Annotated in this window: 8 protein-coding genes and 1 tRNA gene; 6 read left to right on the top strand and 3 right to left on the bottom strand. The window is 66.1% G+C overall.

Going from position 1 to position 16530, the window contains the following annotated elements; genetic code table 11:
- Positions 1-188 precede the first annotated feature (188 nt).
- The 5 genes from ACK1X7_RS21850 (at position 189) to ACK1X7_RS21870 (ending at position 5740) form a co-directional block, all read left to right on the top strand.
- The gene (locus ACK1X7_RS21850) at positions 189-1775 is read left to right on the top strand and encodes a pyridoxal phosphate-dependent decarboxylase family protein (RefSeq protein WP_390792181.1); all 1587 of its coding nucleotides are present in this window, start codon (positions 189-191) and stop codon (positions 1773-1775) included.
- 26 nt (positions 1776-1801) lie between these two features.
- The gene (locus tag ACK1X7_RS21855; RefSeq protein ID WP_385141704.1) at positions 1802-3109 is read left to right on the top strand and encodes a lysine N(6)-hydroxylase/L-ornithine N(5)-oxygenase family protein; all 1308 of its coding nucleotides are present in this window, start codon (positions 1802-1804) and stop codon (positions 3107-3109) included.
- The gene (locus ACK1X7_RS21860) at positions 3106-3705 is read left to right on the top strand and encodes a GNAT family N-acetyltransferase (protein WP_413115536.1); all 600 of its coding nucleotides are present in this window, start codon (positions 3106-3108) and stop codon (positions 3703-3705) included. Before ACK1X7_RS21855 ends, ACK1X7_RS21860 begins: the two co-directional genes overlap by 4 nt.
- Complete coding sequence (locus tag ACK1X7_RS21865) at positions 3702-5489, top strand: IucA/IucC family protein (protein WP_398158163.1); 1788 nt, start codon at positions 3702-3704, stop codon at positions 5487-5489. The genes ACK1X7_RS21860 and ACK1X7_RS21865 overlap by 4 nt, the downstream gene beginning before the upstream one ends.
- Before the next feature lie 178 nt (positions 5490-5667).
- Positions 5668-5740 (top strand) — tRNA-Arg (locus ACK1X7_RS21870).
- A gap of 772 nt (positions 5741-6512) precedes the next feature.
- On the opposite strand, the gene ACK1X7_RS21875 is transcribed toward ACK1X7_RS21870, so the two are convergent.
- Complete coding sequence (locus ACK1X7_RS21875) at positions 6513-7226, bottom strand: hypothetical protein (RefSeq protein WP_413115537.1); 714 nt, start codon at positions 7224-7226, stop codon at positions 6513-6515.
- A 41-nt stretch (positions 7227-7267) separates the two neighbouring features.
- Here ACK1X7_RS21875 and ACK1X7_RS21880 point away from each other — a divergent pair, with 41 nt between their 5' ends.
- Positions 7268-8128, top strand: a complete 861-nt coding sequence (locus ACK1X7_RS21880) for an IS5 family transposase (RefSeq protein WP_398158160.1) — start codon at positions 7268-7270, stop codon at positions 8126-8128.
- 841 nt (positions 8129-8969) lie between these two features.
- Here ACK1X7_RS21880 and ACK1X7_RS21885 read toward each other — a convergent pair.
- Together ACK1X7_RS21885 and ACK1X7_RS21890 are read right to left on the bottom strand one after the other, a co-directional pair.
- Positions 8970-9632 carry a hypothetical protein gene (locus ACK1X7_RS21885; protein ID WP_385144679.1) on the bottom strand — a complete coding sequence of 221 codons (663 nt, stop codon included), beginning with the start codon at positions 9630-9632 and terminating at the stop codon, positions 8970-8972.
- Positions 9622-16428 carry a polymorphic toxin-type HINT domain-containing protein gene (locus ACK1X7_RS21890; protein ID WP_413115538.1) on the bottom strand — a complete coding sequence of 2269 codons (6807 nt, stop codon included), beginning with the start codon at positions 16426-16428 and terminating at the stop codon, positions 9622-9624. Before ACK1X7_RS21890 ends, ACK1X7_RS21885 begins: the two co-directional genes overlap by 11 nt.
- Positions 16429-16530: the final 102 nt, after the last annotated feature.

Consider the following 16530-nt stretch of genomic DNA (forward strand, 5'->3'; position numbering starts at 1 on the left):
GACCACTGGACGACGGGCGGCCACCGCTCGGCGCGCCCCCACGCGCCCTGCCGCCGCGTCCAGCGCCCCCGCACGCCCCTCAGCCATCAGGCCGCGGGCGTGAGCCGAGGGCCGCCTCCCTCCCCACCACCAGCCGCATGCCCGCGCCCTCCGCACGCCCGCATGCTCATTTCCAGAAGGGACAGACCGTGAGTTTCCTCGCGCAGACCGCTGAGGACCCGTCGCCGGAGCCGATACCCGGGGCGGCGGATGGCAGGGCCCACCTGTTCAACGGCCGTACGGCGGACCGCTATCGGCGCTCCGTGACCGACGGCGTCGGCCTGGTGGCCTCCACCGTCGCCCGCACCGAGCGCCCCTTCACCGGCGTCACCCCCGCCGAACTCGCCCCCGAGATCTCCGGAATCGACCTGGAGCGGCCGCTCGGCGATCCGGACGCCGCGCTCAAGGAGCTGGAGAGCGTCTACCTCAAGGACGCCGTCTACTTCCACCACCCGCGCTATCTCGCCCACCTCAACTGCCCCGTGGTGATCCCCGCACTGCTGGGCGAGGCCGTCCTCTCCGCCGTCAACTCCTCCCTCGACACCTGGGACCAGAGCGCGGGCGGCACCCTCATCGAGCGCCGGCTGATCGACTGGACCGCCGAGCGCATCGGCCTCGGCGAGGCCGCGGACGGCATCTTCACCAGCGGCGGCACCCAGTCCAATCTCCAGGCGATGCTGCTCGCCCGCGACGAGGCGTGCACGCTGGTGGAGAAGGAGGCCGCCGCGGCCGGCGAGACGGTCGCCAAATCCGCCATCCTGCCGCGGCTGCGCATCCTCACCTCCCAGGCCGGCCACTTCTCCGTCCAGAAGGCCGCCGCCATCCTGGGGCTCGGCTACGAGGCCGTCATCCCGGTCCCCTGCGGCCAGGACCGCCGGATGCGCACCGTCGCCCTCGCCCGTGAGCTGAACCGCTGCCGTCGCGAGGGCCTGATCGTCATGGCCGTCGTGGCCACCGCGGGCACCACCGACTTCGGCTCGATCGACCCGCTGCCCGAGATCGCCGAGCTGTGTGACCGGCACGGCACCTGGATGCATGTGGACGCCGCGTACGGCTGCGGACTGCTGGCCTCCCCGACCCGCCGCGGACTGCTCGACGGCATCGAGCGCGCCGACTCGGTGACGGTGGACTACCACAAGTCCTTCTTCCAGCCGGTCAGCTCCAGCGCCGTGCTGGTCCGCGACCGCGCCACGCTCAGCCACGCCACGTACCACGCGGACTATCTCAACCCCGAGCGCAGCGCCCGCAACCTCATCCCCAATCAGGTCGACAAGTCCATCCAGACCACCCGCCGCTTCGACGCGCTCAAGCTGTGGCTGACGCTGCGCATCATGGGGGCGGACGCCGTGGGGGCCCTCTTCGACGAGGTGGTGGACCGGGCCGCCGAGGCATGGGCGCTGCTGGACACCGATCCGCGCTACGAGGTCGTCACCGAGCCCCAGTTGTCCACGCTCGTCTTCCGCTATGTACCGCCGTCGGACGGGCCGGGCGACCCGGACCTCGTCGACCGGGCCAATCTGCACGCCCGCGAGGCGCTGGCCGCCTCCGGTGCGGCGGTCGTCGCCGGAACCGTCGTCGACGGCCGTCACCACCTCAAGTTCACCCTGCTCAACCCGGAGACCTCGCTGAGCGACATCGCGTATGTCCTCGACCTCCTCGCCGAGCACGCCGGTCAGTATCTGGCCCTGCACATCGAGCCCGAACTCAGCGGCCCCCGCCACTCGCGCGCCAGTTGAGCCCCCGCACCCCGCCGGAGACCCTCGTGCCCACCCCGCACACCCATGACTTCATCGCGGTCGGGCTCGGCCCCTACAACCTGGGCCTTGCCTGCCTGACCGAGCCGATCGAGGAACTCGACGGGCTGTTCCTGGAGAGCAAGCCCGAGTTCGACTGGCATCCGGGCATGCTGCTGGACGGCGTCACCCTCCAGACCCCGTTCATGGCCGACCTGGTGACGCTTGCCGACCCCACCTCCCCGTACTCCTTCCTCAACTACCTCAAGGAATCCGGGCGGCTGTACTCCTTCTACATCCGCGAGATCTTCTATCCGCTGCGCGCCGAGTACAACGACTACTGCCGCTGGGCCGCCGCGAAGCTCTCGTCCGTCCGCTTCGGCCACGAGGTGACGAGCGTCGAGTACGACGAGGCCGACGGCCTCTACACGGTGCGCGCCCGGCGTCCCGCCACCGGCGGGACCACCGCCCACCGCGCCCGCCATCTGGTGCTGGGCACCGGCACCCCGCCGTTCCTCCCCGAGGTGTGCCGCGGCCTGGACGGCGATCTGGTGCACAACACCCACTACCTGGGGAGCAAGGAGGCGCTTCAGGCCAAGGAGTCCATCACCATCGTCGGCAGCGGCCAGAGCGCGGCCGAGATCTACCAGGATCTGCTCGCCGACATCGACACCCACGGCTACCGGCTCAACTGGGTGACCCGCTCCCCGCGCTTCTTCCCGCTGGAGTACACCAAGCTCACCCTGGAGATGACCTCGCCCGAGTACGTGGACTACTTCCACGCGCTCCCCGAGGACACCCGCTACCGGCTGGAGAGTGAGCAGAAGGGCCTGTTCAAGGGGATCGACGCCGACCTCGTCAACGGCATCTACGACCTCCTCTACCAGAAGAGCGTGAGCGGCCCGGTGCCCACCCGGCTGCTCACCAACACCGAACTCACCGGCGCGGAGTACGACGACCTGTCCGGCATGTACACCCTGGGGCTGCGTCATGCGGAGCAGCAGCGGGACTTCTCGCTCACCACCCACGGGCTCGTCCTGGCCACCGGCTACCGCTACCAGGTGCCCGCCTTCCTGGACCCGGTACGCGACCGCATCCGCTGGGACGGCCACGGCCGCTTCGACGTCGCCCGCAACTACAGCATCGACACCACCGGGCGCGGCATCTTCCTCCAGAACGGCGCCACCCACGCCCACAGCCTGACCTCCCCGGACCTGGGCATGGGCCCGTACCGCAACTCGTGGATCATCCGTGAGCTGCTGGGGCGGGAGCACTACCCGGTGGAGAAGTCCATCGCCTTCCAGGAGTTCGGCGCACCGGAAGGAGCCATCGCATGACCCCGTCGCCGGTTTTCGAGCATACGGACGCGCGCCTGGGCGCCTTCACCCTGCGCACCCTGGATCCGGCGGCCGACGCCGGGCTGCTGCACGGCTGGGTGACCCACCCCAAGGCGGCCTACTGGATGATGCAGGGAGCGGATGAGGCGGAGGTCGCCGCCGAGTACCGCAGGATCCACGAGCATGCGCACCATGACGCCTTCATCGGCCTGCACGAGGGACGCCCGGCGTTCCTGGCCGAGCGCTACGACCCGTCGCGGGTGGAACTCGAGGGGCTCTACCCCGCCCGGTCCGGCGACATCGGCATGCACTTCCTCTGCGCGCCGACCGACACCCCGGTACCCGGCTTCACGCTGGCCGTGATCACCGTCGTCATGGAGTTCTGCTTCGCCGATCCGCATGTCCGGCGCGTCGTCGTCGAGCCCGATGTGCGCAACGCGGCGGTGCACGCGCTCAACGCGGCCGTCGGCTTCGAGACCGTCGAGCGGATCGCCAAACCCGAGAAGGACGCCTACCTCAGCGTCTGCACCCGCGAGCGGTTCGAGGCCGCCCGCACCACCCTCGCCGCCCGCGCCGTCCAAGGAGTGACCCGATGAGCCCCCGCGACGCCGTCGCCCACCTCACCCCCGATCTGTGGGACCGGGCGGGCCGCCTCCTCATCCGCAAGGCCCTCGCCGAGTTCACCCACGAACGCCTGCTCGCCCCCGAGCCGGGCCCCGCCGGCCGCTACGCCGTGACCAGCGACGACGGGGCGGTGACCTACCGCTTCGCCGCCCAGGTGCTCTCCCTGGACCACTGGCTGGTCGAGGCGGACAGCATCACCCGCCACGACCGGACCGGCGCCGAACTCCCCCTGGACGCCCTGGACTTCTTCATCGAGCTGCGCGAGCGGCTGGGCCTGAGCGAGGAGGTCCTCCCCGTCTACCTCGAGGAGATCAGCTCCACCCTCTCCGGTACGGCGTACAAACTGGCCGCCGAGCCGGTGGGCGCCGCCCAGTTGGCCAAATCCGGCTTCCAGGAGATCGAGACGGGGATGACCGAGGGCCACCCCTGCTTCGTCGCCAACAACGGCCGGCTCGGCTTCGGCATCCATGAATACCTCTCGTACGCCCCCGAGACCGCGAGCCCCGTCCAGCTCATCTGGCTCGCCGCCCGCCGTGACCGCTCCACCTTCACGGCCTCCACGGACCTGGACTACGACGCCCTGATCCACTCCGAGCTGGGCGAGGAGACCCGGGCCCGCTTCGCGCGGACCCTCACCGACCTCGGCCTGGACCCGGCCGACTACCACCTGCTGCCGGTGCACCCCTGGCAGTGGTGGAACAAGCTGTCCGTCAGCTTCGCCGCCGAGGTCGCCCGGCAGTATCTGGTGTACCTGGGCCCCGGCGACGACGAATACCTTGCCCAGCAGTCGATCCGCACCTTCTTCAACACCAGCGACCCCTCCAAGCACTATGTGAAAACCGCGCTGTCGGTCCTCAACATGGGCTTCATGCGGGGCCTGTCGGCCGCCTATATGGAGGCGACCCCGGCCATCAACGACTGGCTGGCGTCTCTGATCGCCTCGGACGAGACCTTCCGTGCCGCGCGTTTCTCCATCATCCGAGAACGAGCGGCGATCGGCTACCACCACCGCCAGTACGAGGCCGCCACCGCGAAGGGCTCCCCGTACCGCAAGATGCTCGCCGCCCTGTGGCGCGAGAGCCCCGTCCCGACCCTGGAACCCGGCCAGCGCCTGGCCACCATGGCCTCCCTCCTCCACACCGACCCCGACGGCGCCTCCTTCGTCAGCGCCCTCATCGAGGAATCCGGCCTCACCCCCGCCACCTGGCTGCGCCGCTACCTGGACGCCTACCTCACCCCGGTGCTGCACAGCTTCTACGGCTACGACCTGGTCTTCATGCCGCACGGCGAGAACGTCATCCTGGTGATCGAGGACGGCGCCGTCCAGCGCGTGATCTTCAAGGACATCGCCGAGGAAATCGCCGTCATGGACCCCACCGCGGTCCTCCCCCCGACCGTCGAACGCATCCGCGTGGACGTCCCCGAAGACAAGAAACTGCTCTCGATCTTCACCGACGTCTTCGACTGCTTCCTCCGCTTCCTGGGCGGCATCCTGGTCACCGAGGGCCTCCTGGAGGAGGACACCTTCTGGCAGACGGTCGCCGACACCGTCCTGACCTACCAGCGATCCGCCCCCCATCTGGCGGACAAATTCGCCCAGTACGACATGTTCACCGAAGACTTCGCCCTCTCCTGCCTCAACCGCCTCCAGCTCCGCAACAACCGGGAAATGGTCGACCTCCAGGACCCGGCGGGGGCCCTCCAGCTCATCGGCACACTGAGCAACCCGATCGCGGGCTTCGGGCGGGAGGGCTGAGGCGGCCGGTGGCGGCCTTCGGGTGCTCCGAGCCGCGGCGTCGGCCCAGGGGCTCGGGCCGGAGGCACCCCGGGCCCGACCCTTCGGCGACCCGGAGCACCCGAAACGATCCAAGTGCACGACCCGCTACACTGTGGCGGTGCGACGCGGCGGCACCACCATGCCGCCCTGACGCCGGGCCTCCGTAGCTCAGGGGATAGAGCACCGCTCTCCTAAAGCGGGTGTCGCAGGTTCGAATCCTGCCGGGGGCACTTGGTTACACCCTGCGTTGTCGCAGGTCAGAGGGGCCATATGAGTACCCGTGGGGTTACCTATGGCACCAGGACACAGGTGACCGCGCACAGGCCCGGCCCACCGCACAACTTGTCCTCGTTCCACGTCTGCGCAGGTCAACAAGGCTGGACGAGGAGCGTCAGCACCGGCCCTCAGCGTCGCAGGTTCGAACCAGAGGGGGTAACTCCAGCAAGCAGCCGGTCACCCACCGCAAGGCCCACAGGCCAGAAGGCACCAGCATCTACTCCTCGCGTGGCAATGGCCCGAGGTCTGGTTCCTGGTCCACCGGCCCGTCCTCGTCATGTGCGGTCGATTCGGAAGCGTGGCTCTGCTCTCGCTGCTGTGCGACCCAGCTCACCACGTCACACAAAGCGGTCGCCTGCTGCCGAGCCAGAGCTTCCGCTCCCGGCCCCTGAACCGTATCGATACGGAACTCGAAACACACAGCCCGACGGCGACCGGCACCACTCGCACCATCACCCGGGTCGCCCCGGTCCACCATCGCATCACGATCATCCGCCACAACCACCAGCCTGCCCAGGCGTCCGCACCCGGGCCCGACCGCAACAGGAAAGCCAGCCCAAAGGGTGAACCGCCCCGGGCGAAGTGGAGGCTCAGTTCCCGTGTAATGGTCAGAGTCATGGAACGCCCCCTCCTACCCACCCGAGCCGCGCGACCGCGCGGTGCGCACGGTCGCCGAACTCCGGGAGATATGAGCCTCTAGGGCCCGTCTTCAAACGGTGGCGCGGTTCACCTGTTGAGGCTTGCCTGGCGCAGGACGCGAGGTGTGGACACGTGGCCATCTCGAAGAACCGAGGCTTCTACAAGCACGGCGACATCTGCGGTCAGGGAACGACTGGCGCCGTTCTCGGCCAACCAGCGGGCTGCGGCCACGGTGCCATAGGTTGACCAACCGCCGATCAGCACGACGCGAGTCTTCGGGTTGAGGGGGTTCGCAACTCGGACGATGTAGCCGCAGTCACGTACCACCTCGCCGTCCGCGGCATCGCCTGTGTAGGCCGTCCCCTCCCAGGTGATCGCTCCTGCGCCCAGCCGGAACGGCAACGCCTCCGTCATGGCCTCCAGGATGCGGCGGGCTACCTCGTTGTTCTTCGGTCCGCCCAATACGAGCAAGTCGTGCTCCATCTCGCCGCCAGGCAAGTACGCCGACAGGCGGACCTTCTCCAAATCGAGTTCCCGGTAGGCGTGGGTGAGAGAGGGGACAAGCACGGACAGCGCCCGGACCTGTCCCAGACCGGCTACGGGTCGCTGGTAGCGGCCGGTGTCGACGTAGGAGGTGTCCAGAACGATGGAGAGTTCGCCTGCGTTCAGGTAGCGCCACGTGCGACGTGCGGGTAGCCGCTTGACCACGAACCAGCGCACCAGGGTGCCGATCCCGGTGAGCACGGCGGCCACCACTGCACTGAGAATCTGCGAGCCCACAGCCCCCGCAATAACATCCATGGCGATCTCCCCCTCCGCGCGCCCTTATTGGATCACGGGCCGTGCATCGACATGAACTCACCGACCAAGAGTGGGAATTACTCACTCCGCTGATACCCCGGGCTGGAACCGGCCGTCCTCGAGTAGACGACCGGCGGATCCTCAACGGCATGGTGTTCAAGATCCGTACCGGGACCACCTGGCGGGATCTACCCGAACGCTACGGTCCCTGGAAGACCGTCTACACACGCTTCCGGCGGTACGCCCTACGAGGCGTGTTCACCCGCGTCCTACAGCAGCTCCAGACCCGGGCGGATGCGGCCGGGAACATCGACTGGCTGGTACAGATCGACTCCACCATTGTCCGCGCTCACCAGCACGCCGCCGCCACGGGCCGAACTGCCGCTCAGCCACAGCAGGAAGAACGGGACGATCACGCCCTCGGTCGGTCTCGCGGAGGACTGACCACCAAGATCCATCTGGCCTGCGACGGTCGCGGCCGCCCCCTGGCCGTGCTGCTCAGCCCCGGTCAGCGCAATGACAGCCCGTGCGCTCGCCCCTTGCTGGAACGCATCCGCGTACCGCGAACCGGACACGGCCGCCCACGCTGCCGCCCGGATCACCTGATCGCGGACAGGGCCTACAGCTCCCGCGGCTTCCGGGCCTACCTGCACCGGCGCGGGATCGCCCATACCATCCCCGAACGCTCCGATCAGAAAGGCCACCGTCGGCGCCGCGGCAGCGTCGGCGGCCGCCCGCCGGGCTTCAACCAGGAGATCTACCGGCGCCGCAATACCGTCGAGCGGTGCTTCAACCTGCTCAAAAACTTCCGTGGCATCGCTACCCGGTACGACAAGACCGCCACCAGCTATGAAGCAGCGGTCTGCCTCGCCTCATGCCTGCTCTGGGCAAGATCCCTTTGAAGACGGACCCTAGCCGACCCCACAAGCCTCAACTCCCGAGCGAGCCATCCCATGGAACCACAGGACTGTTGGAGGCCAAGCGGCCCATCACGTGAACGACTTTACGCCCTCGCAACTTCGGCAGCCCAAGCACCATCCACGGACTGACATCCAAGGTCATCCAGACTGCCCGATTTCTGCGGTCCAGCAGCGCCAAGATGCAGCGAATATCCGAGGATTTGAGGTGCATATCGAGTGCCGGAATCAGATAGCAACGCCCATACTCACCTTTTCGCTCCGCAAGCCATTTACGGTTCCCCTTGTGGGCAAGCCCTCTGTCGATGACAATGTCCATAAGGCGGTCAGCTGACCGGGGAGTAAGCTGTCTCACGTGGCGACTCGCTAGCTTCCCCGCAACCTTCCGCACGTGCAGGCGCACCACTCACCCCCAGCCTCGGATGTAGATTGACGTATCCCAGGAAATGGAACTACGAGGGTCGGAGGCGCGGGAAATCAATTCAGCCATCCGATGATTGCCTTCCATCATCTATCCATCGCCTCCAATCGTCTTGAAGCTGCGCGCTGGGTCGTCTGGATCGAAAACGGACCGTAGTAGGTCTTCATCACCCTGCCCCTGAAGCATTCCCCTCTTCATCGGGTCATAGGCCCACGACGACCCGCCGCTCTGTGCAGCCCCCGTCCGCTGACGTCGCCGTCAACTACTGCCGTCAGACGCTCCAGAGGCCCCACCACAAACAAATCTGGCGGGGCCTCTACTCGTCATGGAACCTTCGATTCCACGGGAACGCCCCTCGCGTAATCATCCAATCCGATGGACGGAGATCGGGGAGCCGCACCGAGCCTAATGCTGAATGAAGTCTGAACGAAGTTCCGAGTCCCCAACATCGCCCGAAATCCAGCCGGAGACAAGCTTCCTCATTCTCCTCGCATCAGGGAATGCCTCTCGAAAGGAGCGAAAAAGTAGACCCGACCTAGCCGAGACATACAGGCCCTCATCTCGGACATGGATCAAAACTTCCGGAATTGACAGACCTGCCGAGTTCAAGCGGATCATCTCGTCTAGGTCATCGTCAAATAGCGACCTCGAATTTATCTCGATGCCGTACGCCTCGCGAAAATCAGCACAAAACTTCCGAGAGGCATAAGCAGGCGCCCTCCGAAGCCACCATCGATCTTCCGGGAAGTCGGGAAAGGACTCCCACGTCAGAACCTCTCGCGCTCGCGAATCAGCCGCTTCAATCTTCTCCAACAGGCGTCGTGCAGCACCGTGACCTGCCGCTTCAAGCGCCGGAAGGATCTCGGCGAGCCGGGTCCGCAGCGTCAGATCGTTGTTGTAGTCATCTACATCCCACGGGAAGCCGGCAAGGCAGTCCTCTGCAAAGTCCTCCCAGCGCCTCAGCGCTTCGGCTGGCTTGATGGGCCTTTGCCAACCTGCATCCAGGAACAACCTGGAGAACTCCTCATCGAAACCGGCAGAGGGTCCCACCGAACTCTTATCGGCCACTTTCATTCTCCATGTAAGCCAGCGGATCATCCGGCCGGAAGAAGTTTGCTATCTTCCCATTCTGCATGATTCCGAGCCGCCCCGTTGAGGTATCCAGGCGGAGGATTGCGCCATCCCCAGAGCGAATAACCTCTCTGACATTAGGACTCTTAGGTCCACACATCAGCGTGCATGCATCTTGCTGATATCGATCGAATCCATCGACCCCATCAACCTCATGCTGATATTCCGGCATGTCGGGGCCTTCACCGGGACGCTTCCCATCCCCGAACACATGCTTGTCGTATTTCTCGTCAATCTTGGTCATATCCCAGTTGCAGTTATGGACCAAGATCGGCGTAGTCCCCGCCAGCACATAGTACGTGTGGATGCCGCTGACGGTCAGGTCGTGGGTGCGCTGGTGCTGCGTGAAGTGACGGGCGTGCTTGACCGTGACGGTATGGCCATCCGGGGTGCGCAGAGTCATCCCCGGCCTGAGGTCACCGGCTTTGACCCATGCGTGCTGGGACTGGGCCCAGAAGGGGTGCGTTGTGGTTGCTATGAGGCCCGTTGAAGGTTCGCCAGCGCTGTTGGTGATGGTGAGGTCGACGAAGTTCTTGTCGTCTTCGGTGACGATGGTGCCGGCGACTTTGCGTGTCGTGGTCTTGCCGGTGTCGGGGTCGGTGACTTTTACCTTGTCACTGGTCTTGATGTCCTCGATGGGTTTGGTGGAGCCGTCGGCGAGGAGGACTCCGGTGCCTGGAACGAAGCTGTGGCATCCGGTCTCTGATGTCCGCCCTGCTGGTTCCTTGGCTGGTTCCTTATTGCGCCCCCTCCATGCCTCAACTCCTTCTTCCACCGCTTTTCTGGCTCCACGAGCGAAGAGTTTGGCCTTGTTGTAGCCAGTCATGTCGATGGCAGCCTCGGTGCAGGGTCCCAGGTCCCACGTGGCGTAGCACGTTCCTATGGCGGCCAGCGGGTTGAGCTCCTTGAAGCTGGTTTTTGCTACCTTGAGCCACCAGGGGTCGGGCAGATTCTCCCGCCTCGTTATGTGGTCCTGAACCAGGTAATCGACACGTGAGCCGTATCCAGTGGTGAGCTTGCCGTTATGGCAGTTATAGCCGCAGCGGTAGTCGGCCCTCGCGGCCGCACCTGCACTACTGCTTCCGCTGCTTCCGCCGCTGGGGTAGTGGTTTTCGGGTGGGGCACCGTGGCCTGCGTTCCCACCGTTGGTCGGCATGCAGTGACCGTTCCCGGGGTCTTCGCAGAGTCCTGTCGGGTCACTGAAGGTGAGGGGATTGCTGTTGGCGTACGCGTACCCCTGCATCTGCTGGGTGTCGCCCGGCTCCATGACCGGGTCGACCGAGAGGAATCGCCCGGTGGTGGGGTCGTACTCGCGGGCCCCCAGGTGGGTGAAGCCGGTGGTTTTGGTGTCGTCTGTTCCGCCGACGAAGCCCCTGGTGCCGGGCCAGTCAGTGGGCTGGGTACCTCGTACGTCGCCGAACGGCAGGGTGCGGCGCTGGGTGAGCTTCTGGGTGGCGGTGTCGACGGCGAGTTGTGCGGTGCCGTGGTGGTCGGCGAGGGTGAGGGAGACGGTGCCGTCGTCTTCCTGGACGGCCTGGTTGCCGCCGCCCAGGTCGATGTAACGGGTGGCCTTCGGCGTGGTGGATCCCTTGGGCAGGGTGATCTCGGTGCTGCCGAGGTAGAGGGTGGTCTCGGTGGGGCCGCGGCCTATCAGGCGGTTGCCGTCGGCGTCATAGAGGTATTCGGTGACATTGTCGCTGCCGCCCTCGACCGGCTCGGTCACCTTGGCCAGGTGTCCCTCTACGTCCCATGCCAGCGTCCCGGTGTCGCCGCCGAGAGTGCGGGTGATGGTGTTTCCGGCCTTGTCGTACCCGAAGGAGTCCTGTGAGGCGCCGTTGGGTCCGGTCGCCTCGACGGAGGTGAGGGTGTGCGGCTGGGCACCACCCGGCTCGGGGTAGCCGTAGGTGCGCTTGGTGTCCTTCTTCGCGTCGCCTGTGGGGTCGTGGAGAGTCTCTGTACGGCGATTGCCGACCTGGTCGTAGGTGTAGGAGTGCCAGTACGCGGCCGGACCGCCCAGCACGCCGCCGCTCGGGGCGGCGGCGCAGTTGGTGTCGCCTTGGGTCCATGCCTCGGTCAGGCGCCGCAGGTAGTCGTAGGTGAAGCACTGGTTGTCGGTGCCGGAGCGGGAAACGTCCGACACGGACAGGACGTTGCCTGCTTCGTCGTAGCGCAGGCTGTTGAATTGATCGACGCCTGCGACGTCCTGCCGGTCGACGCGGGCGGTGGCAAGGCGCTGGGTGCCCCACTCATAGGTGTTGGTGGTCCAGGTCTTCTTGCTGCCGTTGTCCGACAACTCGTATTGCAGTGGTTTGCCGGTGAGGCTGTAGTTGACGGTCGACTTCAGGCCCTCGCTGCCGTCGATCGCGACGGGGCGCAGGGTTTCATCTTCATAGGTGAAGACGACCGTCGTTGCCGGCAGCGCTCCGGCCTTGGGGTAGCCAGTGCCTTCGACGAGGCCGGAGACCTTGTAGGAGGTCGTGGACAGATAGGTCCCCTGCAGTGCTCCTTCGGAGGCGGGGATGGTGACGGAGGAGCGAAGCGGGCGGTACAGGCGGTCGTAGGCGACGACCTTGGAGGTATATGCCTGACTTCCCTGGTAGCGGGTGGATTCAGCCAGGTATCCCTTGGCTTCGCGGACGGTGTCGTACACCCACTTCGCCCGCAGCTCACCGCTGGGTGAGTCCTTGTGAAGTTCCGTCCGGCGGCCGAGGCCGTCGTAGACATAGGCCAGGGTGGTGTCGCGTGCGTCCGTGGTGGAGGTCAGCTGACCACGGTCGTCGTAGACACTCGTGCTGGTGCCTTTGTCCGGATCAGTGGCTTTGGTAAGGCGGCCGAGCAGGTCGTAGGCGTAGGTCCAGCTGTTCTTGGCGGGGTCGGTGACCTTCTTGAGCTCGCCGCGGGGTGTGTAGGTGTAGGTGGTGGTGTCGTAGGCGGCGTCGGCGGTGCGCTGGTGGTGCTGGCGCAGTTCGGTGGTCTGGCCGCGGGCGTCGGTGAGGGTGGTGGTGGCGGTGCCGCCTACGGGTGGGATGACAGTGGTGCGATCGCCGCCGTAGATCGTCTTGGTCACGCCAAGGACGCTGCCGCCGTCGCCGTTTCCGGCGATCTGCCGTGTCTCGGTCTGTCGGCCCAGGCCGTCGTAGGTGTAGCGGTTCTGCGTCTCGACGCTCAGCGCGTCTTCGGGCTTGAAGAGTGTGGTGGCCGGTTTGCCGTCCGTGTAGTAGGTGGCGAAGTCCTTGGACTTCAGGCCGCGTTCGTCATAGAAGACGTCCGTGAGCAGTCGGCCGCCGTCAGGGCCGGGGGCTTGTGTCTGCCGCTCGCGCAGGAGGCCGTCATAGAGGGTGTAGGAGGTGCGCTGCGCGCCATTGTTGCCCAGTGTCTTCGTGCCGACGGCAACGGGCTGGTTCTCGGTGACGCGGTAGGTGAATTCGTAGGTGGGGGTCTGGCCGGTGAGCCGGTCCGCCAGCCACACCTTGGTGGAGCGGCCCAGCGCGTCGTAGGCGTAACTGGTGGTTTTGTCGTTGGTGTCGGTCTGTTTCAGGGGCAGGCCGCGCAGCACATCGCGTGTGGTGGTGGTTGTCTGTGCGGTGCTCGCGTCGCCTGCCTTGGCGGGTGGCGACGTCACCTTCGTGGTAGTGGGGATACCTGTGGCGGGGGTGTAGGCGGTTGTGGTGGTGCGGCCGTCGGTCCGGGCGGTCCTCTGGAGCGCGCCGGCCGCGGTGGCGGTGATGTCGGCCGTCAGGTCGGTGCTGGTCAGGGCGCGTCCGTACGAGTCGTAGGAGGACCCGGACTCCGTGTAGACCGCGGTGGTGCCGTCGTACTTCTTCAGCACCGCCGTCCCGGTGGCATCTCCTCTGGTCGGGGCCGCGCCGTAGGCGCCGCTGTCGTAGGCCGTGCGCGTGTCGGAGATGACGTCGTCCGGTCGGCTGACGGTGGCGTCACATGCCTTGGCGACCGTCTCCACCCGTGTGGGGAGGGTGAGGATGTTCTTGTCGGTGTTGGTGGCGTAGGTGGTGCGGGTGCATGTGTTGTCGGTGGCGGTGTCGTTGTCGCCGAAGTCGTCGACCTGGGTGACGCGGCCGGCGACGGTGTCGTAGCTGGTGGCACCCGAGACGGTGCGCCACTTTTCTCCGGCTCCGTCGTCCAGGGAAGTGAAGGTTTTGCTGTGGGCGGTTCCGGTGAAGTTGGCGGTGACCGTGCCCCAGTCGCGGACCTTCTTGGCGGTCTCGTGGTACCAGGGACGGTTCACCGTCTTGGCCAGGATCTTGCCGCCCGGACCGGAGTAACTGGCGGTCTTGTAGGTGAACCCGGCCGCCGAGGGATGGTCGGTGATCGGGTCACCCTCGCCATCCTCCAGAGTGACGGTGGCACTCTTGGTGCCACCGCTGGTGTCCTTGCGGTCGCCGTCCATGCCGCGCAGGAAGTACGTATCCTGCTGCGACTTCATCGCCCCGGCCCCACCCTGACCGCCGGTCTGCACCCGTACCTGGCCATAGCCGCGCCACTGTGACCAGCTCTTGAACTTCTCCTTGGTCAGCCCGTCGTCATCATCGAAGTGCCAGGCGGCACCGCCCTTGTAGTCGTAGGCGGTGACCTGGTCAGGTGCGCCCCCGGTCCGGTCGGTGGTGGTCACAGAGGTGACCACGTACTTGTTGAACCACTGCCGCTCGGGATCGTCGCTCGTGCTGCCACCGATGTATTGCGGGAAGCACCGAGTGGTGTTGGTCTGTGGGGTCGGCACGGCGTCCCAGTCGCAGGCCTCCTTGGAGTAGTCGACGTCGATCTGGCCGCCTGATTCCTCGGCGACGGTCGAGAGGCGGTCCTTGATGAAGGGTGCGTAACCATCGCCGGTCTTGTCGAGTCGGTTGGCCATCTGGGTGTAAGCGAAGGTGGTCTTCGGCAGCGTGATGGCCGGGTCAGCGCTGTGGCCGGTGCGCTGAATGGACTCGAGCTCCAGCTGGTAGTCGGTGTCGGCTTTGCCCCACCGGTGGGCCATTTTCCATGAGTCGACGTTCTGGTACGTGCCGGAGTCAAGGACCTGTGTGGTGATCTGCGTCAGGCGCTTGCGGGTGAAGAACACCGGAGAGAGGCGGCCCTCGTCGCAGTCCTCATCCGCTGTGCAGTTCAGGTCCCAAGGAGTGTCGTACCAATAGAAAGCATCCTTGTCGATGGATGCGCAATCCGTCTGTTCGTCGGGCAGGCAGCGCTCGCTGCTGGTGAAGTCGACCTTTGCCAAGGCTTTGGCGCCGTACATCGACGACGACCGCAGTCCGTATTCGATCCGGTCCAGTCCACCGCCGCGGACATAGCGCGTGTTGTCCTTGGCTTTGAGGTTCCGGCCGTAGGAGTTGGTCTCCTTGTCGTAGTAATAGGCGATGGCGTTCCCATGGGGGTCGACGACGTAGTCGAGGTTCCATCGCCATGCCTGTTGACACCAGGAGTCGGCGAACGTCGCGCCATGACACGGTTCGCCGGAGCCGTTCCCGAAGACAGGAGCCGTCCAGGTGGAGTCGGTGGTTTCCTTGCCGTCGGCCCATCCCGGCAGTCGGTTGTAGCCGAAGTAGTAACGCGTCCCCTCGGGCGTGGTGACCCGCCAGTACTCGTCATTCCGCGCGCCGTTGTCGCGTACGTTGGTGTCCGAACCGTGGAGCCGGTCGATCTTCGTACCGTCGTCGCTCTTCAGTTTCCAGGAATCGGTCCCGTTCGGTACCAGTTCCCCGCCCTTGCCGTTGAAGGACATGAAGGCGTTGTCGTAGGCCCAGCACAGGTCGCCTGGCTTGCTTCCGTCCGCGTTCTTCACTCCGTCGTCCGCGCAGGGCTTGTAGCGGCGCTCGATGAAGCCTGGCCAGAGGTCGAAGCCGTCGCCCACCCAGGACGACTGGTTGTTGGTGTTCGCGGTACGGCCGTCGACACCACCCGAAGAGTACGAAAGGCCCACCGTCGGCGACAGGCCCCCCGGCACCTCCGGAACGGACATGCCGTACGACCACGTGAAGTCCCCGGTATTGAGGTTGGTGTTCCACGCTGCGGACGGTGAGAGGGAAGTGGCCTTGTAATCGCCCTTCTCCCCGTCCTCTTCAGCTACGGCCGCCAGAACTGTGGGTTCGCCCGTGCGCAGGGCCAGCTTGGGGCTGGTGAGGGTCTGCTTCTCAGCGTCGTTGACGGTTTGAACAGGCTTGGCTGTGCGGCACTGTTGCCGGTCAGGGGTGGTCAGGACGCAGGCGGGCAGCTCGATCAGGGTGAGCCGGGAGGCGTAGTTGCCACCGTATGCCTCGGCGAATGTGGAGTAGTCGACGCGGGCTCGGACCCGGCGCGGTCCGGCCTGCTTCGCCTTCTCGTCGTCTGCCTTCGGCTCCAGAGTGAACAGCAGACCGTCGATGCCCGCGTTATGCGCCGCCTTGCGTCCCACCACGCTGACCGCGACATGGCCAGGGGCTGCTTCTGCGCCTCGCTGCGCATCCGCAGCCAGTGCAAGGGGCAGGCCCTGGGCCCGTACCGGCGACGCCCCGGCCTTCGCACCGGCTGCGGGGAGGGTGACCACTGTTGATGCCGCTTTCGGCCATGTGGCACGAGGGGCGGCCTTGGGGGTCGGCGGTCCCTTCATGACGGTGCGTGGTTTGACCTTGGCAATCGTGCCGGGCACCGGCTTCTCCGCGCTGGGAAGGCTAGGACGGCCCTTGCCGATGTCATCGGCAACGGCGGGCTGGACCACACCCTGCAACAGAGCCGCGATCATGATCACAGCCGAGGCCAACGCGACACGAGGCCGGAGAGTCCGTAACCGCCTGCTCGATCTGCCGTTCATCCCTGTCCTTCATCCCTCACTGTGAGCACCGCC

This window comes from Streptomyces sp. CY-1 (assembly GCF_047218265.1).
GTDB lineage: Bacteria > Actinomycetota > Actinomycetes > Streptomycetales > Streptomycetaceae > Streptomyces > Streptomyces niphimycinicus.